Annotated in this window: 19 protein-coding genes and 2 riboswitches; of the genes, 5 read left to right on the forward strand and 14 right to left on the reverse strand. The window is 71.1% G+C overall.

What is annotated here, in order from left to right:
* Window positions 1-26: 26 nt before the first annotated feature.
* Window positions 27-1,259, reverse strand: coding sequence for a cytochrome P450 (locus tag ACIQWR_RS03040; protein WP_404004694.1), 1,233 nt, complete (start codon window positions 1,257-1,259; stop codon window positions 27-29).
* Window positions 1,240-2,001, reverse strand: a complete 762-nt coding sequence (locus ACIQWR_RS03045) for a tRNA-dependent cyclodipeptide synthase (RefSeq protein ID WP_404004696.1) — start codon at window positions 1,999-2,001, stop codon at window positions 1,240-1,242. The genes ACIQWR_RS03040 and ACIQWR_RS03045 overlap by 20 nt, the downstream gene beginning before the upstream one ends.
* Before the next feature lie 253 nt (window positions 2,002-2,254).
* Here ACIQWR_RS03045 and ACIQWR_RS03050 point away from each other — a divergent pair, with 253 nt between their 5' ends.
* On the forward strand, window positions 2,255-2,467 hold the full coding sequence (locus ACIQWR_RS03050; RefSeq protein WP_354379979.1) for an EF-hand domain-containing protein: 213 nt from the start codon (window positions 2,255-2,257) through the stop codon (window positions 2,465-2,467).
* Between the two features lie 52 nt (window positions 2,468-2,519).
* Here the strand turns inward: ACIQWR_RS03050 and ACIQWR_RS03055 are convergent, their stop codons facing one another.
* The 12 genes from ACIQWR_RS03055 to gcvT all read right to left on the reverse strand — a co-directional run bounded on the left by ACIQWR_RS03055 (window position 2,520) and on the right by gcvT (window position 13,643).
* On the reverse strand, window positions 2,520-3,140 hold the full coding sequence (locus ACIQWR_RS03055) for a PadR family transcriptional regulator (protein WP_404004698.1): 621 nt from the start codon (window positions 3,138-3,140) through the stop codon (window positions 2,520-2,522).
* Between the two features lie 47 nt (window positions 3,141-3,187).
* Window positions 3,188-4,027: an energy-coupling factor ABC transporter ATP-binding protein gene (locus ACIQWR_RS03060; RefSeq protein ID WP_404004700.1), complete on the reverse strand. Its 840-nt coding sequence runs from the start codon at window positions 4,025-4,027 to the stop codon at window positions 3,188-3,190.
* A complete protein-coding gene (cbiQ, locus tag ACIQWR_RS03065; protein WP_399262906.1) occupies window positions 4,024-4,773 on the reverse strand; it encodes a cobalt ECF transporter T component CbiQ in 750 nt (249 codons plus the stop codon). Before cbiQ ends, ACIQWR_RS03060 begins: the two co-directional genes overlap by 4 nt.
* Before the next feature lie 4 nt (window positions 4,774-4,777).
* Window positions 4,778-5,119: an energy-coupling factor ABC transporter substrate-binding protein gene (locus ACIQWR_RS03070; protein ID WP_404004704.1), complete on the reverse strand. Its 342-nt coding sequence runs from the start codon at window positions 5,117-5,119 to the stop codon at window positions 4,778-4,780.
* A complete protein-coding gene (locus tag ACIQWR_RS03075) occupies window positions 5,116-5,826 on the reverse strand; it encodes an energy-coupling factor ABC transporter permease (RefSeq protein ID WP_404004707.1) in 711 nt (236 codons plus the stop codon). The genes ACIQWR_RS03070 and ACIQWR_RS03075 overlap by 4 nt, the downstream gene beginning before the upstream one ends.
* Before the next feature lie 29 nt (window positions 5,827-5,855).
* Window positions 5,856-6,072: riboswitch (cobalamin riboswitch) on the reverse strand.
* A gap of 41 nt (window positions 6,073-6,113) precedes the next feature.
* Window positions 6,114-6,674, reverse strand: a complete 561-nt coding sequence (locus ACIQWR_RS03080) for a hypothetical protein (RefSeq protein WP_404004709.1) — start codon at window positions 6,672-6,674, stop codon at window positions 6,114-6,116.
* Window positions 6,675-6,813: 139 nt separating this feature from the next.
* Window positions 6,814-7,125, reverse strand: a complete 312-nt coding sequence (locus tag ACIQWR_RS03085; protein ID WP_404004711.1) for a hypothetical protein — start codon at window positions 7,123-7,125, stop codon at window positions 6,814-6,816.
* A 247-nt stretch (window positions 7,126-7,372) separates the two neighbouring features.
* Window positions 7,373-8,755, reverse strand: a complete 1,383-nt coding sequence (locus tag ACIQWR_RS03090; RefSeq protein WP_385779595.1) for an L-serine ammonia-lyase — start codon at window positions 8,753-8,755, stop codon at window positions 7,373-7,375.
* Window positions 8,756-8,885: 130 nt separating this feature from the next.
* Window positions 8,886-10,559 carry an APC family permease gene (locus ACIQWR_RS03095; protein ID WP_404004714.1) on the reverse strand — a complete coding sequence of 558 codons (1,674 nt, stop codon included), beginning with the start codon at window positions 10,557-10,559 and terminating at the stop codon, window positions 8,886-8,888.
* A gap of 176 nt (window positions 10,560-10,735) precedes the next feature.
* Window positions 10,736-11,992 carry a serine hydroxymethyltransferase gene (gene glyA, locus ACIQWR_RS03100; protein ID WP_399262918.1) on the reverse strand — a complete coding sequence of 419 codons (1,257 nt, stop codon included), beginning with the start codon at window positions 11,990-11,992 and terminating at the stop codon, window positions 10,736-10,738.
* A gap of 15 nt (window positions 11,993-12,007) precedes the next feature.
* Window positions 12,008-12,391 (reverse strand): glycine cleavage system protein GcvH, encoded by a 384-nt coding sequence (gcvH, locus tag ACIQWR_RS03105; protein WP_399262920.1) that lies wholly within the window; start codon window positions 12,389-12,391, stop codon window positions 12,008-12,010.
* 136 nt (window positions 12,392-12,527) lie between these two features.
* On the reverse strand, window positions 12,528-13,643 hold the full coding sequence (gene gcvT / locus ACIQWR_RS03110) for a glycine cleavage system aminomethyltransferase GcvT (RefSeq protein WP_404004717.1): 1,116 nt from the start codon (window positions 13,641-13,643) through the stop codon (window positions 12,528-12,530).
* A 164-nt stretch (window positions 13,644-13,807) separates the two neighbouring features.
* A riboswitch (glycine riboswitch) is annotated at window positions 13,808-13,908 on the reverse strand.
* A 276-nt stretch (window positions 13,909-14,184) separates the two neighbouring features.
* Here gcvT and ACIQWR_RS03115 point away from each other — a divergent pair.
* From ACIQWR_RS03115 to ACIQWR_RS03130, 4 genes are all read left to right on the forward strand, one after another.
* Window positions 14,185-14,922 carry an AAA family ATPase gene (locus tag ACIQWR_RS03115; RefSeq protein ID WP_404004719.1) on the forward strand — a complete coding sequence of 246 codons (738 nt, stop codon included), beginning with the start codon at window positions 14,185-14,187 and terminating at the stop codon, window positions 14,920-14,922.
* Window positions 14,923-15,010: 88 nt separating this feature from the next.
* A complete protein-coding gene (locus tag ACIQWR_RS03120) occupies window positions 15,011-15,745 on the forward strand; it encodes an enhanced serine sensitivity protein SseB (protein ID WP_399262924.1) in 735 nt (244 codons plus the stop codon).
* A gap of 85 nt (window positions 15,746-15,830) precedes the next feature.
* Window positions 15,831-16,571, forward strand: coding sequence for an enhanced serine sensitivity protein SseB C-terminal domain-containing protein (locus tag ACIQWR_RS03125; RefSeq protein WP_404004723.1), 741 nt, complete (start codon window positions 15,831-15,833; stop codon window positions 16,569-16,571).
* A gap of 577 nt (window positions 16,572-17,148) precedes the next feature.
* A complete protein-coding gene (locus ACIQWR_RS03130; RefSeq protein ID WP_385779583.1) occupies window positions 17,149-18,141 on the forward strand; it encodes an ABC transporter permease in 993 nt (330 codons plus the stop codon).
* The last annotated feature ends 13 nt before the right edge of the window (window positions 18,142-18,154 follow it).

Here is an 18,154-nt window from a genome sequence, read left to right on the forward strand (position 1 = left end):
GGCACCGTCATGTGCGGCGGCCGCGACTACCAGGCGACGGGGAGCCGCTCCGGGAGCCGCTTGATGAAGCCCGTGCGCCAGACCAGGTTCTCGGCCGGCACCGCGAGCCGCAGCTGCGGCAGCCGGTCGACCAGCACCGACAGCGCGATCTCGGCGTGGGCGCGGCCCAGTGCCGACGCCGGGCAGAAGTGCCGCCCCGCGCCGAAGGCCAGGTTCGCGTTCGGTGCGTCGCGCTCCAGGTCCAGCTCGTCCGGCCGCTCGAAGGCCTCCGGGTCGAAGTTCGCGCCTTCGAGGAGCACGAGGACCAGCTCGCCCTCCTTGATCAGTACGTCCCCGACCTGGACGTCCGCCAGGGCGATGCGCGGCAGCCCGTCACCGACGGACAGGTTCCACCGCAGCAGCTCGTCCACGGCCTTGCCCATGCGCTCCGGGTGGGCGCGCAGGTAGCCGATCAGCTCGGGCTTCTGGAGCAGCGCGAGGATCGCGAGCACCAGGAAGGCCGAGGTGGAGACCGCGCCCGCGCCGAAGAGCGACACGGCCACCGTCGCGAACATGTCGTCGGTCAGGTGCGCCGATTCGGGGTCGGCCTCCTTCAGCTCCGCGAACTTTCCGAGGAGCCCCGTACGCTCCTCGGCCGGCAGCGCCAGCTGCGCCCGCAGCGCGTCGGAGAAGTACCCGACGTCCTTGTACCAGTTGAGGGCCGAGTCGGCGAAGGGCTCGCGCGCGGTCATGAACGCGACGTCCAGCCCCGACATCAGCCGCCGCCAGTCCTCGAAGGGCACGCCCAGCACCTGGCAGTGCAGCGCCGCGGAGAAGGGGTCGGCGAACCCCGCCCGCAGGTCCGCCGGGCCCCCCTCGGCGACGATCTGGTCGATCAGCTCGCCGGCCTTGGCGGCCAGCCAGTCCTGGAGCCCCTTCTGGCGGGGGTTGAGCGCCTTCATGACGGCGTTGCGCAGCCCGGCGCTGTTGATGTTGCCCATGTTGTTGACGACCTCGGGGGGGATCGTCAACGCGTATTGGCGGGGCACCCCGGCGTTCGCGGTGTCCTTGAGGCTGAAGCGCTCGTCCTCCAGCACCTGCTTGGCCAGCGCGTAGCTGCTCACCAGCCAGGCCGGGTCGCCCGTGAGGGTGCGGACCTTGGCGACCGGGGCCTTCTCGCGCAGCCACGTGCACTCCTCGGGCAGTACGTCGCCGCGCCGGGAGAGGGGGAAGTCGAGGACCGCCGTGTCCTCCGTGCCCTCAAGCTGCTCGACGCTCATCGACGGTCCCTTCGGTTGGTGCGGTGTGTGCGCTGTGCGTGGTGCTCGCGACGACCTCGGGCCGTACGACGGCGGAGGCCTGGTTGCGGGTGGCGCGAAGGCCCCCGCCGCGTGCGTAGAGGACATCGGTCAGCGGCATCTTGACGTGGTAGGCCGCGACGGAGGAGGGCACTCCGAGAATGCTCGGGGTGTCGAGGAAGAACGGCAGCTCGGCGGCCATGTAGTCGAAACAGACCTGCAACTGCTCGTCGGTGATGGATTCGCCCTCGGGGAGTTTTGAACCCACGAAGTGGAGTGCCATTTCCTCGCACCCCTTGCGGAATTCGTCGTCGGTCTCCAGGAAATGCAGCACGCGCCGGTGCAGGAGTTCGTACACCGGGTTGCCCTGGAATTCGGAGAGTGCCCTCACCCGGATCTCGGCGTCCTGGGGAGCTGATTCCCCGACGCCCTTCAAGATCCGTCTCCGGACCGCCTTGATCTCCTTGGCGGCACGCTTCTCGGCGTGCTCCTGTGTGTAACCGAAGGCGGCGAACATCCGGTCCACGTGGAGGTCCGCGTAGACGAAGTCGACCTGCGCGAAGCGGGTCGTGGCCCACTGGGTGAGGCTGCTGATGCGCTCGGCGGTGAAGTAGCTGTTACCAGGACTTACGCCAATCAGCACATGGTCGCCATCTTCCCAGATGTGGCGGCAGGTACGGGTGAAGGGCAGAACTTCGAATGATGCGTCAGCTGTGATCGTCACCTGTGTGAACGCCCTTGTTGCCGCTTGTCCCTGGGAGCCCTGCGCTCCTGGTGTGGCGGCAATGTCGGTACGTTATGCCGTGATCCCGGAGCGTGACAAGTGGGGGTCCGATTTGTTGGCTGGAATTGTTGCTTCCGCCTTACTCCGGGGTAATCGAATTTCTATCGACCGCTCGATCGGGCCCCCCGGCGGAAGACGGCTCCGGGGGCGGCTACCCTGAGCCGGTCAACAAGCACCAAGAAGGGGTGGACCCATGGCGGACATCGAGAGCGCGCGGGCGACGTTCGACCGCTTCGACGCGGACGGCGACGGCTTCGTCTCGGCCGACGAGTACAGCGCGGCCATGAAGGCGATGGGCGACGCGTACGTCACCGGTGCGGTCGCGGACGCGATCGTCGCGAGCAAGGACGCCAACGGCGACGGCCAGATGAGCTTCGACGAGTTCTGGGCCTCCCTGAACAAGTAGTCCAGGTCAGGTACCGCACGCGCCTGCGCCCCACCTGCCGGGGCCAGGCGCGTCAGCGACCGCCGGGCTCCATCGCACGCCCGCCGGGCTCCGCCGCCGGCCCCTCGGGGCCCTCGCGGGGCTCCTCGGCGGGCTCCGCGGACAGCCGGTCCACCTCGGCCACGGCCTCCTCCAGCCAGCTCAGCCAGAAGGTCTCCAGGGCGAGCCCGCCGTGCAGCACGAGCCGCCGCACCCGGTCCTCGTCGGCGTCCCGGCCCGGCGGGAAGTCCCGCTCGTCGATGGCCCGGTACTGCGCCAACTGACGCCGGTGCAGCTCCAGGTGGCGCCGCAGCTCCGGTCCCAGCCCGCGCACCCCGACGACCCCGGCCGCCCGCACCCGCAGCAGCAGCGGATCCCGGATCGGCTTGGGATCCTGGCTCTCCCCGATCCAGCGCGCCAGTTCCGCGCTCCCGGCCGCCAGCACCTCGTACTCCTTGCGCTGGCCGCGCACGGGCTGCTCGCTCGGCAGCGCGCGGATCAGCCCGCCCTCCTCCAGCCGCCCCAGCTCGCGGTAGATCTGCTGGTGGGTGGCCGACCAGAAGTACCCGATCGACTTGTCGAACCGCCGGGTCAGCTCCAGTCCGGAACTGGGCTTCTCCAGGAGCGCGGTGAGGATGGCGTGCGGCAGCGACATGCGGTCATCCTAGGTTCGCCCGGACCGGGCGCCGCCCCCGGCGCCGCTCAGCGCCAGGCGGCCAGGGCCTCCGGGGTCGTGGGGCCCGGGGTCTGCGGGGAGAGCAGGCCGTGGGCGCGCAGCAGGGCCGTCACGGACGGGGACCAGGCGGCGCGCAGGCCCGCCGAGGCGAGCAGCTCGGGGTCCGAGAGCAGGGTCTGCGCCGGGCCGAGGCGGATGCCGGTCGGGGTCAGGATCGCGGCGTCGTCGGCCCACCGCACGGCGAGGTCCACGTCGTGCGTCGCCATCACCACGGTCGTCCCGGCCGCGCGCAGGCCCGCCAGGGCCTCCAGCAGCCGTTCCTGGCCGTCCGGGTCGAGTCCGGCCGTCGGCTCGTCCAGGATCAGCACCCGGGGGGCCATCGCCACGGCGCCCGCGATCGCGGCCCGCTTGCGCTGGCCGTAGGACAGCAGGTGCGTCGGCCGGTCCCGCAGTGCGGTGATGTCGAGGGCGGCCAGCGCCGCGTCGACCCGGTCCCGCACCTCCGTCACCGCCAGCCCCAGGTTCATCGGGCCGAAGGAGACGTCCTGTTCCACGGAGGCGGCGAAGAGCTGGTCGTCCGGGTCCTGGACCACCAGCTGCACGGCCTTGCGCAGCCGGGTCAGTCCGGCGCGGCCGTACGAGACCACCGCCCCGTCCAGGTGCAGCTCGCCCGCGTCGGGGCGCAGCCCGCCGCTGAGCAGGCGCATCAGCGTGGTCTTGCCGCTGCCGTTGCGGCCCAGCAGGGCCAGGGCCCGGCCCGGGGCGATCGGGAAGTCCACGCCGGACAGCACGGCGGGCCCGTCCTCGTAGGCGTAGCCCGCGCCCGCCAGCCGGACGAGCGGTTCGGGTTCCACGGGTACGTTCACGAGACGAAGCCCTTCGAGGCGAGGGTGACGGCGACCAGCGCGGCGAGCAGGGCTCCCGACGCGGTCAGGAACCGCCAGGACGGGGAGGACTGCGGTACGAGCACCCGCAGCGTGCCGTCGTAGCCGCGCCCCGCCAGCCCGCTCTGGAGCCGGGACGCGCGGTCGAAGGCGCGGACGAAGGCGGTCGCCGCCAGCCCCGCCACGGACCGCCAGGCGGCGGCCCGGCCGCTGTGGCCCAGCCGGGCGGCCTGGGCCCGGCGGACCTGGGCGAGGGAGTCCAGCAGGAGGAAGCCGATCCGGTACATCACCAGCGCCACGTCGACGACGGGCGCCGGCACCCCGGCCCGCACCAGCCGGGGCAGGACGTCCGAGACCGGGGTGGTGAAGGCGAACAGGAGCACGCCGAGCGAGGCCGCCGACGTGCGCAGCAGCAGTTCGACGGCGTGCCGCGGGCCGTCCGGGGCCAGGGAGACCAGCCCCGCCGGGCCGCCCACCGCGAGCAGCAGGGGAGCCGCCCCGGTGAAGCAGAACCCGAGCGGGATCCGGAAGGCCCGCCACAACTGCCGCGGGGGCACCCCCGCCGGGCCGAGCAGCACGGCGAGGGTGGTGGCGGCCACCAGGGGTCCGCCGGGCCAGGGCGGCAGGCAGACCGCGGTGACGGTCAGCCCGAGCCCCAGCAGGGCCTTCTCCAGGGGGTGTCGGCGGCGCCAGCGGCTGCTGTGCGCCGCGGCGTCGATGGGCAGCACCGCCTCACGCGCCCCGGGAGCTCTGGTCGTCCCCGTGGCCCGCGCCGGCGGCCTCGCCCTGACGGCGCCCGCGGCGCACCCCGAAGTAGTAGGCGAGCACGCCCGCGCCGAGCGCCGCCTGGAGGGCGAAGAGCGCCGACTCGACCTCCCCGGAGGGGGGTTCGTACAGCGGGGAGAACCACGGCTCGTAGTCCGGCCTGAGTTCCGTGATCGCCGTCTCCGCCTGCGCGTCGGCGCCGGCGAACGGCTCCTCCTTGCCCTCGCCGAGGCCCAGGGCGATCGGGAGCACCGCCAGCGCCGCCACCAGGAGCAGCAGCAGGGTGTTGATCTTCGCGTTCCTGGTCATCGGACGGCCGTCCCCTGCTCGCTGCGCGCGGTGGTGCGGGCGCCGGTCAGCTTGGCCACGCCGAGCCGCACCAGGTCCGACTTGCTCGACTGCATCAGCAACCGCATCACGAGCACGGTGAGCAGGCCCTCGCTGACCGCCAGCGGGATCTGGGTGACGGCGAAGATCCCGCCGAACTTCGCGAGCGAGCCCGCGAAGCCGGACGCCGGGTCGGGGAAGGCCAGCGCGAGCTGCACGCTGGTCACGCAGTAGGTGATCAGGTCGGCGAAGAAGGCGCCGCAGAAGACCGAGACCATCAGGGGCGCGTCGAACCGCTTGAGCAGGCGGTAGACGGCGTATCCGGCCCAGGGGCCCGCGATCGCCATCGAGAAGACGTTCGCGCCGAGCGTGGTCAGCCCGCCGTGGGCCAGCAGCAGGGCCTGGAACAACAGGGTGATCGTGCCCAGCACCGCCATGATCGGCGGGCGGAACAGGATCGCACCGAGCCCCGTCCCGGTGGGGTGCGAGCAACTGCCCGTCACCGAAGGGATCTTCAGGGCGGACAGGACGAAAGTGAACGCACCGGACGCCCCGAGCAGCAGGGTGCTCTCGGGATGCGCCTTGACCTCGCGGGTCAGGGCGCGCACTCCGTGGACGACGAAGGGGGCGGACGCGACGCCCCAGGCGGCCGCGTGCAAAGGGGGTAGGAACCCCTCGGCTATATGCATGTGTAGGGAGACCTCTCCAGCACCTCGTGGATGGAACAACGCACCCCGGTCGGTCTCCTGGCTCACGGGTGCTGATGCCGCGGCGCCGCCTTCCCGGCCCGGGCGGTCTCCCGCCCGGTCCAGTGGCTCCCCGCAGGGTGGCGCCGGACTTCCCGTTCACAGTGGCGAGGGCCGCACCGGTTTCCCACCGGTTTCCCGTACACCAAGGCCCGTTGACCCTACCTGACCAGGGGCAACGGGCCGTCGGCGGCGCCGTCGTTCAGGTGCGCGCGGCACCCGGAGCCGTCTCAGCAGACGTTCGGGTGGGCGATGTCGACCACGAAGCGCTCCGGGTTGTGGAGCGTGGAGGTGGTGAACTGCGGTGCGGTGTCGAAGGCGGCGCCGAAGGTGACGTACCCCTCGAAGTCGCCGGTGAAGGCGAGGCCCTTGAGCTTGCTGAGGTAGATCTTCTGGAGCTTGGGGCCGGTGTAGACGGAGTGCCCGGCGTCGTCGTGCGCCTGGGCCGGGTGCAGGCGGATCTCCAGGAAGTACGTCCCGGCGAGCGGGACGGGCTTGCCGGAGCCGTCGTAGACGAGCTCGGAGACGGGAGTGACGGTGACCCCGGGGACGTAGCCCTGGAGGTCGATGACGATCCGGTCGTAGGTGCAGTGCCCGCCCCAGCGGGCATTGGTCACGAGCGGTGTCTGGGTGGCGGAGGCGGAGGCCGGTACGGCGAGGCCGAGTCCGGCGGTGAGGAGCAACCCGGCGGTGACGGCCGCCAGCCGCCGCCGGTGGACGGAGCCGGGGCGCGTACCGCGCCGCAGCGAGTGGACTGAGTTGCGGACGGAGCGTATGAGGTGGTCCAGCATGACGTCCCCCGATTCTTCGGATGTGGGGACAGTAGTGTCATCGTGGAAGACACGCCATACGGCCTCGCGGTTGCACGCGGCGCACGGGCCGGGGCCCGGCCCGCCGATGCGGACCGGGCCCCGGGGGCGGTCGTGCGCGTTACGGGACCGGGTTGAAGACCACGGACTCGTGCGTGTTGGACTGGCCGATGGCGGTGAAGCCGGAGCCGTTCGACTGGGCCGTGTTGTTCTGGTTCGAGGCTCCGGAACCGGTGGCGACCTGCTGCGCGGTGGAGGAGTTGCCGGTGTTGCTGCCGCCCACCCCGCTGCCGAGGATGCTGGCGACGGCCGCGTTCGACGCGTTGGCCGCGCCGGCTCCGTTGTCGGCCTGCGCCACGCCCGTGCACAGGGCGGCGGCGAGGGGGAGCGCTGCGAGCGCCGCCATCACGCGGATGGTGCGGATGCTTGCCATGATCGAGTCCTCCAGTGAGCAAAAGGCGTGTGGTCCAAGACGGTTGGCCGACCGCCGGGTGCTGCGTGCAACGTCGCAGGCCCCACTTTTGCGTACCGGATCATGAAGAAACCAGCCCAGACGCGGTGGTTCCCCCTCAAGCATGATCAATCCATTTCAAACAAATGTTTCCCGCCATTTATGCGGTCTGGATTGTCCATAAGGGGTGCATCTGGGCTGGTCGCCGTCGTTCGGGATCAGGTCCTGGTCAGCACTCGATGACGTTGACCGCGAGCCCGCCGCGGGCCGTCTCCTTGTACTTGATCTTCATGTCGGCGCCGGTCTCCTTCATGGTCTTGATGACCTTGTCGAGGGAGACCTTGTGGCTGCCGTCGCCGCGCATCGCCATCTTCGCCGCGGTGACGGCCTTGACGGCCGCCATGCCGTTGCGCTCGATGCACGGGATCTGCACCAGACCGCCGACCGGGTCGCAGGTCAGGCCCAGGTTGTGCTCCATGCCGATCTCGGCCGCGTTCTCCACCTGCTCCGGGGTGCCGCCCAGCACCTCGGCGAGGGCGCCCGCCGCCATCGAGCAGGCCGAGCCGACCTCGCCCTGGCAGCCGACCTCGGCGCCGGAGATCGAGGCGTTCTCCTTGAACAGCATGCCGATGGCGCCCGCCGAGAGGAGGAAGCGGACCACGCCGTCCTCGTCGGCGCCGGGCACGAAGTTCATGTAGTAGTGCAGGACCGCCGGGATGATGCCCGCCGCGCCGTTGGTGGGGGCGGTGACGACCCGGCCGCCGGCCGCGTTCTCCTCGTTGACGGCCATCGCGTACAGCGTCGCCCACTCCATGGCGTGCGCCTGCGGGTCGCCCTCGGCGCGCAGCTGGCGGGCGGTGCCCGCGGCGCGGCGCTTGACCCGCAGACCGCCCGGCAGGATGCCCTCGCGGGACATGCCGCGCGCGACGCAGGCCTGCATGACGCGCCAGATCTCCAGGAGGCCCTCGCGGATCTCCTCCTCCGTGCGCCAGGCCTTCTCGTTCTCCAGCATCATCGAGGAGATCGACAGGCCGCTCTCGTTCGCGAGCCGCAGCATCTCGTCACCGGAGCGGAAGGGGTACTTCAGCACCGTGTCGTCGAGCTTGATCCGGTCCTCGCCGACCGCGTCCTCGTCCACGACGAACCCGCCGCCGACCGAGTAGTAGGTCTTCTCCAGCAGCGGGTTGCCCGTCTCGTCGTAGGCGAAGAGGGTCATGCCGTTCGCGTGGTACGGCAGCGACCGGCGGCGGTGCAGGATCAGCTGGTTCGGCTCGTCGAAGTCGATCTCGTGGCCATCGCCTATTTCCGCACCCAGCAGGCGCAGCCGACCGCTCTGGCGGATCCGCTCGACCTCGGCGTCGGCGGTCTCCACGTTCACGGAGCGGGGGGAGTGGCCCTCCAGGCCGAGCAGGACGGCCTTGGGGGTGCCGTGGCCGTGCCCGGTGGCGCCGAGCGAGCCGAAGAGCTCGGCCCGTACGGAGGAGGTCTGGGCGAGGACACCGTCCTTCTTCAGCCGGTTCACGAACATGCGCGCGGCGCGCATCGGACCGACCGTGTGGGACGAGGACGGGCCGATGCCGATGGAGAAAAGGTCGAAGACGGAGATGGCCACGGTGGCGGACTCCCTTGTCTGCTCGTGGGGTGGGAGGGGGCAGGAGAGGTGGATTGTTCGGATTTTGTCCGACAGCCGAGCTTAACGCGGTGAGGTGAACGGCTCGGCTGTCGGACGGGTCACAGAAGGGTCAGGCGTGCGACAGCTCACGTCCCCGGTCGTCGGCGGCGCTCTGCTCCGCGGCGGGGTCGCCCGCGTCAGGGTCGGCGTCCAGCACCGGGTCCGGGCCCGGGAGCCCGTCCCGGTGGGCCTTGATGCCGGCCCGCACGGCCCAGTAGTAGACGGCGAGGGCCATGCCCGCGACCAGGGCGATGTCCAGGCCGTCCGGGATCCGGCCGGTGCCGCCGAAGTCGGTGCTGCCCAGGTAGGACAGCAGGGACAGGCAGCCCAGGAAGACGACGATCCACCAGGCCGGGGCGAACTGCTTGACCAGGTCCTTCTCGCCCTTGCGGGCCAGTACGACCGCCGCGATCGGGGCCGCCACCAGGGTCAGGGCGGTCACGATGCCGGTGTTCGGCCACTTCGACCAGTACAGCGCGCAGGCCGCGAAGACGAAGGTCAGCGGGCAGAGCACGGCCGCCAGGGGCAGCCGGAAGGGCCGCTTGAGGCCGGGCTTGGTGACCCGGAAGACGCCGACCGCGATGGGGCCGATCAGGTAGGAGATGACCATGGCGGCCGAGATGATCGGGGCCAGGGTCTTCCAGCTGTGGCCGACGGTGACCAGCAGCAGGACGGAGAAGCCGAGGTTCAGCCACATCGCGGGCCGGGCGGTGCCGTAGACGGGGTGGGTCTGCTTGAGCCTCTTGGGGAAGAAGCCGGTCTCGGAGAGGTTCTGCACCATGTACGCGGCCGAGGCCACGTTCGCGATGTTCGAGCCGGCGGGCGAGATGAAGGCGCCGAACTGGAGCATCACCACGACCCAGTGGATCATCAACAGCTTGGCGAGTTCGGCGAAGGGGGAGTTGAAGTTCACTCCGGCCCAGCCGCCGGCCTGCGCGAGGTGCTCGGGCGGTACGGCGCCCAGGAAGGCGGCCTGCAGGGCCAGGTAGATGACCAGGCCCAGCGACAGCGCGCCGACGAGGGCGATCGGGATGGCGCGACCGGGGTTCTTGGCGGCCCCGCCGAGGTTGACCACGGCCTGGAAGCCGTTGAAGGCGAAGACCACGCCCGAGGTGGTGACGGCCGTCAGGACGGCGGACCAGCCGTTCGGCGCGAAGCCGCCGTGCGCGGTGAAGTTCTCGGTGTGGAAGCCGGAGGCGACCAGCGCGATCACGGCCAGCACCGGGATGGCGAACTTGACCAGGGTCAGCCCCGCGTTGATCCGGGCCAGCAGCTGGACCGACCAGTAGCAGGACAGCCACAGCAGCACGGTCAGCGCCAGGGCGACCAGCATGCCGAAGGTGGTCAGCTGGTGGGACTGTGCGTCGACCAGGTCCTTGGCCCAGGCGAAGCTCCAGGAGGACATGTACTGGGTCGCGGCGATCGACTCGATCGGGATGAGCGAGGCGACCGCGATCCAGACCGCCCAGCCGGTGATGAAGCCCAGCACCGGACCGTGCGAGAGGTGGCCGTAGCGGGCCATGCCGCCCGGGATCGGATAGGCGGCGCCCACCTCGGCGTAGGACATGGCGATCATGCCGATGAAGACGGCGCCGATCACCCAGGCGACGAGCGCCGCCGGGCCCGCGACCTGGGCCGCCGTACCCGCTCCGAAGAGCCAGCCGGAGCCGAAGATCGAACCGATGCCGATCATGATCAGCGCGAAGAGACTGAGTCCCTTCCTGTTCGCTGCGCTCATGTCCATGAGATGGGGTGTCCGTCCTGACGGGGGATGCCTGGCTGGCTGCTGCCGCGCCTTTACATGAAGCCTATTTGCCGTAATTTGGCTATTTCATAGGCAGAAAGGCACACCCGTCTGGGACCTTGGTCGTCAAAGAGGGCCCGGGCCTGTGGAAAACAGGACCGGACCCTCCGGACACACTAGAGCGACGGGTACAGCGGGAACTTCGCGGCGAGCGCGGAGACGCGCGCCTTGAGGTCCTCGGCGTCGAACTCGGGCTTCAGCGCGGCGGCGATGACCTCGGCCACCTCGGTGAAGTCCTCGGCGCCGAAACCGCGGGTGGCCAGGGCCGGGGTGCCGATCCGCAGGCCCGAGGTGACCATCGGCGGCCGCGGGTCGTTCGGGACGGCGTTCCGGTTGACCGTGATGCCGATCTCGTGGAGCCGGTCCTCGGCCTGCTGGCCGTCCAGCTCGGAGTCGCGCAGGTCGACCAGGACCAGGTGGACGTCCGTACCGCCGGAGAGCACCGAGACGCCGACCTTGGTGACGTCCTCCTGCACCAGGCGCTCGGCGATGATCTTCGCGCCCTCCAGGGTGCGCTCCTGGCGCTCCTTGAACTCGGGCGAGGCCGCGACCAGGAAGGAGACCGCCTTGGCCGCGATCACGTGCTCCAGCGGGCCGCCCTGCTGACCCGGGAAGACCGCGGAATTGATCTTCTTGGCCAGCTCCTGCGTGGACAGGATCACGCCACCGCGCGGACCGCCGAGGGTCTTGTGCGTGGTGGTGGTGACGACGTGGGCGTGCGGCACCGGATTGGGGTGCAGGCCCGCGGCGACCAGACCGGCGAAGTGCGCCATGTCGACCATCAGGTACGCGCCGACCTCGTCCGCGATGCGGCGGAAGGCGGCGAAGTCCAGCTGGCGCGGGTAGGCGGACCAGCCCGCGACGATCATCTGCGGCTTGGACTCCTTGGCGAGGCGCTCGACCTCGGCCATGTCCACCCGACCGGTCTCGTCGACGTGGTACGGAACCACGTTGTAGAGCTTGCCGGAGAAGTTGATCTTCATGCCGTGGGTCAGGTGACCGCCGTGGGCCAGGTTCAGGCCCATGATCGTGTCGCCCGGCTTCAGCAGCGCGAACATCGCGGCCGCGTTGGCCTGCGCACCGGAGTGCGGCTGCACGTTCGCGGCCTCGGCGCCGAACAGCGCCTTGATGCGGTCGATCGCGATCTGCTCGACCACGTCGACGTGCTCGCAGCCGCCGTAGTAGCGGCGACCGGGGTAGCCCTCGGCGTACTTGTTGGTCAGGACCGAGCCCTGGGCCTCCATGACGGCGACCGGAGCGAAGTTCTCCGACGCGATCATTTCCAGGGTCGACTGCTGGCGCACGAGTTCGGCGTCGACGGCGGCGGCGACGTCCGGGTCGAGTTCGTGCAGCGGGGTGTTGAGAACAGACATCAGGATCCCCTGGGGTCAGTTGTCGGAGTGGGTGAGCTCGGCGTACTGCTCCGCGCTGAGCAGGTCTTCCGGCTCGCCCGCGAGGCGCACCTTGAACAGCCAGCCACCCTCGAACGGAGCGGTGTTGACCAGGGCCGGGTCATCCACGACGTCCTGGTTGGCCTCGACGACCTCGCCCGTGACGGGGGAGTACAGGTCGCTGACGGACTTGGTCGACTCCAGCTCGCCACAGGTCTCGCCCGCGGTCACCTGGTCGCCCACGGCGGGCAGCTGTGCGTAGACGACGTCACCGAGCGCGTTGGCCGCGAACTCCGTGATGCCGACCGTCGCGACGCCGTCCACGGCGTCCGACAGCCACTCGTGCTCCTTGCTGTAACGCAGCTGCTGGGGGTTGCTCATGACCTGATTCTCCTGGATGCGGGGGAGTGCTGATGAACAGGGGTGTGACGAGGCGCGACGCCCGGCGCGAGGTGCGCCGTGACGTCCGCGGTGTCCGTCGTGGTGCGCGGAGCGGGCTTCCCGATGGGGGGAAGCGTCACTTCTGACGCTTGTAGAACGGCAGGGCCACGACCTCGTACGGCTCATGCGTACCGCGAATGTCCACGCCGACGCCGGAGGTGCCCGGTGCGGCGTGCGACGCGTCGACGTAGGCCATCGCGATCGGCTTGCCCAGCGTCGGGGACGGGGCGCCCGAGGTGACCTCGCCGATGACCTGGCCGTCGGCCACGACCGGGAAGCCGGCGCGCGGGACCCGGCGGCCCTCGGCGATCAGGCCGACGAGCTTGCGCGGGGCCGCGGAGGCGGCGCGCTCGGCGGCGGTCTCCAGGGCGGCGCGGCCGACGAAGTCGCCCTCCTTCTCGAACTTCACGACCCGGCCCAGACCCGCGTCGAACGGGGTCAGCGCGGTCGTCAGCTCGTGCCCGTACAGCGGCATGCCCGCCTCCAGGCGCAGCGTGTCGCGGCAGGACAGGCCGCAGGGGATCAGGCCGACGCCCTCGCCCGCCTTGGTCAGCGCCTGCCACAGCTCCACGGCGTGCTCGGGGGAGACGAACAGCTCGAAGCCGTCCTCGCCGGTGTAGCCGGTGCGCGCGATCAGCGCGGGCACCCCGGCGACCGTGCCGGGCAGACCGGCGTAGTACTTCAGCCCGTCGAGGTCGGCGTCGGTGAGCGACTTCAGGATGTCGGAGGACTCCGGCCCCTGGACCGCGAGCAGGGCGTAGGCGTCGCGGTCGTCGCGGACCTCGGCGTCGAAGCCGGCGGCGCGCTCGGTGATCGCGTCCAGCACGACCTGGGCGTTGGAGGCGTTGGCGACGACCATGAACTCCGTCTCGCCGAGGCGGTAGACGATCAGGTCGTCGAGGATGCCGCCGTCCTCGCGACAGATGTGCGTGTAGCGGGCGCGGCCGACTCCGACGGTGGAGATGTTGCCGACCAGGGCGAAGTCGAGGACCTTGACGGCCTCGGGGCCGGTCAGCGTGATCTCGCCCATGTGGGAGAGGTCGAAGAGGCCGGCCCGGGTGCGCACGGCGTTGTGCTCGTCGCGCTCGCTGGCGTAGCGCAGCGGCATGTCCCAGCCCGCGAAGTCGGTCATCGTCGCACCGAGGGATCGGTGCAGCGCGTCAAGGGCGGTCAGGCGGGGGGCAGTGCTCATGGGTGTGGCTCCCAGGTCCCGGGGCGTCGACAGGGCATGACATGACGAGGATGATCCTCCCCATCTGTCATCGGAACCTGAGAGGTTCGCCGAGAGTTCCTCGACTTGCACCTTGGGTGGAGCGCACCGGCCAGAAGGCGGTGCGGCTCGCTTTTCAGATCTGCCTCATCCACGCGGTACGGGGCCTGAGAGATTCAAGGGAGGGTCTTGCTCCTTCGGCGCCCGGGGTGCGGAGCAACTCCCGGGACTCTCCCGCGCGGATTCAAGCGGCCTTTATGCAGTTGGGTCCAGATGGCGCACATCATTGCACGGCCCGGCCGTGAATGGGCGTGCGGGTCCCGGTCGTGACCCGTACCCCGGCCCGTCCTCCCGCTCCGGCTTGCGGCCGTCCTCCCGCTCGGGCTTCCGCTCGGGCTTCCGCTCCCGCTCCGGCTCCCGATCCGGCGCGATGACCCGACCGGAACCATGTCCGCCGCATTACCGTCTCTTTACACTCAGGGGGCAAGGGTCCTGGTGACCCGATCCGGGGGAGGCGATCACTGTGCGCAGATTCGGCGCGGCGGCGGGGACGACGGCAGGAGCGGCGGCCGGGACGGTGGCGGGAGCGGGTGCGCCGGTGGGCGCCGTACCGGTCCAGCCGGGGCACCGACCACGGGTCGCGGCCGCCGCCGGAGCGGCCCCCGCGGCCGCCGTGCGGGACCTGCGCGGCCGGGGGAGCGCGAGCCGCGGCCCGGCCCGCCTCGGCTTCGCCGAAGGCGACATCGTCGTCGTGTCCGGCCTGCCCGGCGGCGGCAAGAGCACCCTCATCAAGCGGGCCGTCGCGGGCGGCGGGATCGACTCCCAGGACGCCCGCGAGCGCTGGGAGCACCGGATGCCCCGGGCCCTGCCGTACGCCGTCTACCGCCCGCTGGTGCGCGCCGCGCACTACTGGGGGCTGTGGCGGGTGCTGCGCTCGGGGGACTCCGCCGTCGTCCACGACTGCGGCACGCAGACCTGGGTACGGGCGCTGCTGGCCGGGGCCGCCCGCCGCCGCGGCCGGGCCCTGCACCTGGTGCTGCTCGACGCCACCGCCGAGGAGGCACTGGCCGGGCAGGCGGCCCGGGGGCGCGGAGTGTCGCGCTACGCCTTCGCCCGGCACCGCGGCGCGGTCACCCGGCTGCTGCGCGAGGCCGAGGCGGGCCGGCTGCCGGCGGGCTGCGCCTCCGCCGTCCTGCTCGACCGGGCGGCGGCGGCCCGGGTGACCCGGATCGGCTTCGGCTCCGGGCCCGGGACGCATTAGCCTCACCGGTGACAGGGCCCACGGGCCGCCGGTCCACGGACCGGCGCCGCGGCGGCCTTCGCGACCGTACACACGGGGAGACACGGGCATGCAGGGCAGTGGCTGGCCGGCCAACGAACTCGAAGCGGTCCTGGGCACGGCGATGGGCGACCCGCAGGCCGGACCGCGGATCCTGGAGACCCTGGCCCGCAGCCACGTCTGGGTACCGCTGCCCGCCGGCGGCGGCCCCGACGCGGGGAGCCTGACCCTGGCGACCATGGACATCGGCGGCGACGCCTACGCGCCCGTCTACAGCTCCGAGGCGCAGTTCCTGGCCTGCGTGGGCACGGGCATGGACTTCGTCGTCGCACCCGCCGTCGAGTTCGCCCGCGGCCTGCCCCCGCAGCTCGGCATCGCCGTGAACCCCGAGGGCGCCGTCGGCGTCCCGCTGCCGCCGCCCGCCGTGGCACTGCTCTGCCGGACCGGCCGCAGCGAGCTGGACGGCCCGGCCACGGGCGGCCGGGTCCGGCTGTACGAGCCGGACTGGCAGGAGGACCCCGTGGACTTCCTGGCCGCCGCCGCCGAGGAGTTCCGGGCCAGCGGGGTGGTCGCCGCCGCCCACCGCTGCCTGGCCAGCGTCGAGGGCGCGGCCCCGCAGCTGTACGTCGGTGTCCGCCTGCTGGGATGGGAACCGGAGCACCGCAACGCCCCGATGGACGCCCTGGGACGGGCCCTGGGGCGGGTCCAACCGCCCTGGCAGGTGCAGTTGATCCTCCTCGACGCGGTCGAGGACCCGGTGGCCGATTGGATCCGTGAGCGCGTGCGCCCGTTCTACCTGCCGTAGTCGCGCTTAAGCTGTTCGCATTGCCCGGACGCACGCGTGGCCCGGGGGTACGCGTGGACGACGGGCGGACGAAGAGGGGTACCGGGTGAGTGCGTCAGGCACGGCCGCGGCCGGGCAGGTCGAGCACATGCTGCGCCAGGTGACACCCGGGCGCTACGACAGCTACGAGCAGCTGCTCCAGGGGCTGGCCGAGGGCCGGCTGTGGATGCTGCTGTGGCAGGGGCAGTCCGGCTCGCCGGACGCCCAGTACGGGGGCATGGAGGTGGAGGGGCTCGGGTACGCGCCCTGCGTGACCTCCCCGCAGGAGCTGGCCGCCAGCGGCTGGAACCGCGGCTACGAGGTGGTGACCGGGCGCGACGTCGCCCGCGCCCTCTACCCGGACCGCTGGGGTCTGTGGCTCAATCCGCACGCCCAGGGCGGCGGCCTCGGCATTCCCTGGGCCGACCTGCGCCGGATCGCCACGGGCCTGGACCGGATGCCCGCCGGGCCGCTGCGGCTGTCCGAGCCATCGATCGAGCTCCCGCAGTTCTACGGGCTCCTCACCCAGCACGCCCACCGCACGCCCGCCGTGCGCTCGCTGCGGCGCGCCTGGGTCCAGCCGGTGCTCGGCTCGCCCTACCTCGCCGTGGGCCTCGACCTCTACGACGCCTCCGTGCCCGCGCTGGAGTCGGTGCGCGAGATGATGCGCCAGTCCGTGGGGGCGGTGCCCGAGGGCGTACCGGTGTGCACGGTCGCGCTCGCCGACGAGCACGATCCCGTCGCGATGTGGCTGCGCGCCCAGGCACGGCCGTTCTACGACCGTGAGGGTCAGGCGCCGACGTACTGACCACCTGCTGAGACCGCCGTATCAGGCCGCATGGAACCCGCTTCCGTGCGGCCTTTGCGTTGTCCGGATTTGCCCCGTCGCCCGTGTCCAAATAGCGCACGAGAAGCGAGAGTTGACCCGGATGTCCGATTGTGTACCGAACGGACGGTCTTGCTCCGCTGAGGGGCCAGCGAAGTCCGGATAGCGGGTCACGGGTCCGGACATCACGGTTGCGCATCCATTCATCTGCGGGTCTGGCGGGTGATCGAGGGCCCCATGAAGACTCCCCACCCAAGAGCCGATCAGTCCTGCTGTTACCCGGCTCGGCATCTGCATTTCACTCTGCACTTCACCTTGCACTTCCAGCGGTTCCTGCACCTCACGCACCACGCAGCACGCGCCACCGAAGACAACGCACTGAAGCAAACGCAGTCCCCCGAAGTACGCGCAGTCCCCGCAGTTCCGTGCACTCCCGTGTACCGCACGGTCCCACCCGGGCGCACCGTCCCACGCACTCCGAGCGCCACTCCGCACCAACGCCGCCACAGCGGCGGGCATGGGCCGACCCACCCGTCGGCCGAGAGGGGTCCCCACCACGATGACGGCACCACTGCATGACACGAGCGCGGAAACACCCGCTCCCGTGTCCGTAGCCGACGTCCCAGCCAAGGCCATCGAAGGCCGCTCACCCGGCCGCATCGCCTGGATGCGGCTCAAGCGCGACAAGGTCGCGCTCACGGGCGGCATCGTCGTGCTCCTCCTGATCCTGGTGGCGGTGTTCGCGCCGCAGATCGTGAGCCTGCTGGGCCACCCGCCCAACGAGTTCCACGAGGACCTGATCGACCCGAACCTGGGCACGCCGATCGGTTCCTACGGCGGAATGAGTTCCGACTTCCTGCTCGGCGTCGAACCCACCAATGGTCGCGACGTGTTCAGCCGGATCGTCTACGGCGCCCGCATCTCCCTGACCGTCGCCTTCCTGGCGGCCATCGTCTCCGTGGTCATCGGCAGCCTGCTGGGCACGCTGGCGGGCTTCCTCGGCGGCTGGGTCGACGGGGTCATCAGCCGCGTCATGGACCTGCTGCTGGCCTTCCCGCAGCTGCTCTTCACCATCGCCCTGGTGTCCGTGGTCCCCAACTCCCTCTGGGGGTTCGAGGGTTCTGGCGTCCGGATGGGCGTCCTGGTCCTGGTGATCGGCTTCTTCGGCTGGCCGTACATCGGCCGGATCGTGCGCGGCCAGACGATCTCGCTGCGCGAGCGCGAGTACGTGGAGGCCGCCCGCAGCCTCGGCGCGGGCCGGGCGTACATCCTGTTCAAGGAGCTGCTGCCGAACCTGGTCGCGCCGATCCTCGTCTACTCGACGCTGATCATCCCGACCAACATCCTGACGGAAGCGGCCCTGAGCTTCCTCGGCGCGGGCGTCAAACCGCCCACCGCGTCCTGGGGAAAGATGCTCTCCGACGCCGTCCCCATCTACCAGTTCGACCCCATGTACATGGTGGTCCCCGGTGTGACGATCTTCATCACCGTCCTGGCGTTCAACCTCTTCGGGGACGGTCTGCGCGACGCGCTCGACCCCAAGGGCAACTGATCCGAGTCCTCGA

Source organism: Streptomyces sp. NPDC098789 (assembly GCF_044759975.1).
In the GTDB taxonomy this organism is placed as follows: Bacteria; Actinomycetota; Actinomycetes; order Streptomycetales; family Streptomycetaceae; genus Streptomyces.

What these genes read in the sequence shown, in the direction of transcription:
- ACIQWR_RS03080 (WP_404004709.1), bottom strand. Translation starts at nt 6,674, where the DNA reads ATGCTGGACCACCTCATACGCTCCGTCCGCAACTCAGTCCACTCGCTG.
- glyA (WP_399262918.1), bottom strand. Translation starts at nt 11,992, where the DNA reads ATGTCTGTTCTCAACACCCCGCTGCACGAACTCGACCCGGACGTCGCC.
- ACIQWR_RS03085 (WP_404004711.1), bottom strand. Translation starts at nt 7,125, where the DNA reads ATGGCAAGCATCCGCACCATCCGCGTGATGGCGGCGCTCGCAGCGCTC.
- gcvT (WP_404004717.1), bottom strand. Translation starts at nt 13,643, where the DNA reads ATGAGCACTGCCCCCCGCCTGACCGCCCTTGACGCGCTGCACCGATCC.
- ACIQWR_RS03130 (WP_385779583.1), top strand. Translation starts at nt 17,149, where the DNA reads ATGACGGCACCACTGCATGACACGAGCGCGGAAACACCCGCTCCCGTG.
- ACIQWR_RS03070 (WP_404004704.1), bottom strand. Translation starts at nt 5,119, where the DNA reads ATGACCAGGAACGCGAAGATCAACACCCTGCTGCTGCTCCTGGTGGCG.
- ACIQWR_RS03075 (WP_404004707.1), bottom strand. Translation starts at nt 5,826, where the DNA reads ATGCATATAGCCGAGGGGTTCCTACCCCCTTTGCACGCGGCCGCCTGG.
- gcvH (WP_399262920.1), bottom strand. Translation starts at nt 12,391, where the DNA reads ATGAGCAACCCCCAGCAGCTGCGTTACAGCAAGGAGCACGAGTGGCTG.
- ACIQWR_RS03120 (WP_399262924.1), top strand. Translation starts at nt 15,011, where the DNA reads ATGCAGGGCAGTGGCTGGCCGGCCAACGAACTCGAAGCGGTCCTGGGC.
- ACIQWR_RS03040 (WP_404004694.1), bottom strand. Translation starts at nt 1,259, where the DNA reads ATGAGCGTCGAGCAGCTTGAGGGCACGGAGGACACGGCGGTCCTCGAC.
- ACIQWR_RS03050 (WP_354379979.1), top strand. Translation starts at nt 2,255, where the DNA reads ATGGCGGACATCGAGAGCGCGCGGGCGACGTTCGACCGCTTCGACGCG.
- ACIQWR_RS03095 (WP_404004714.1), bottom strand. Translation starts at nt 10,559, where the DNA reads ATGGACATGAGCGCAGCGAACAGGAAGGGACTCAGTCTCTTCGCGCTG.
- ACIQWR_RS03055 (WP_404004698.1), bottom strand. Translation starts at nt 3,140, where the DNA reads ATGTCGCTGCCGCACGCCATCCTCACCGCGCTCCTGGAGAAGCCCAGT.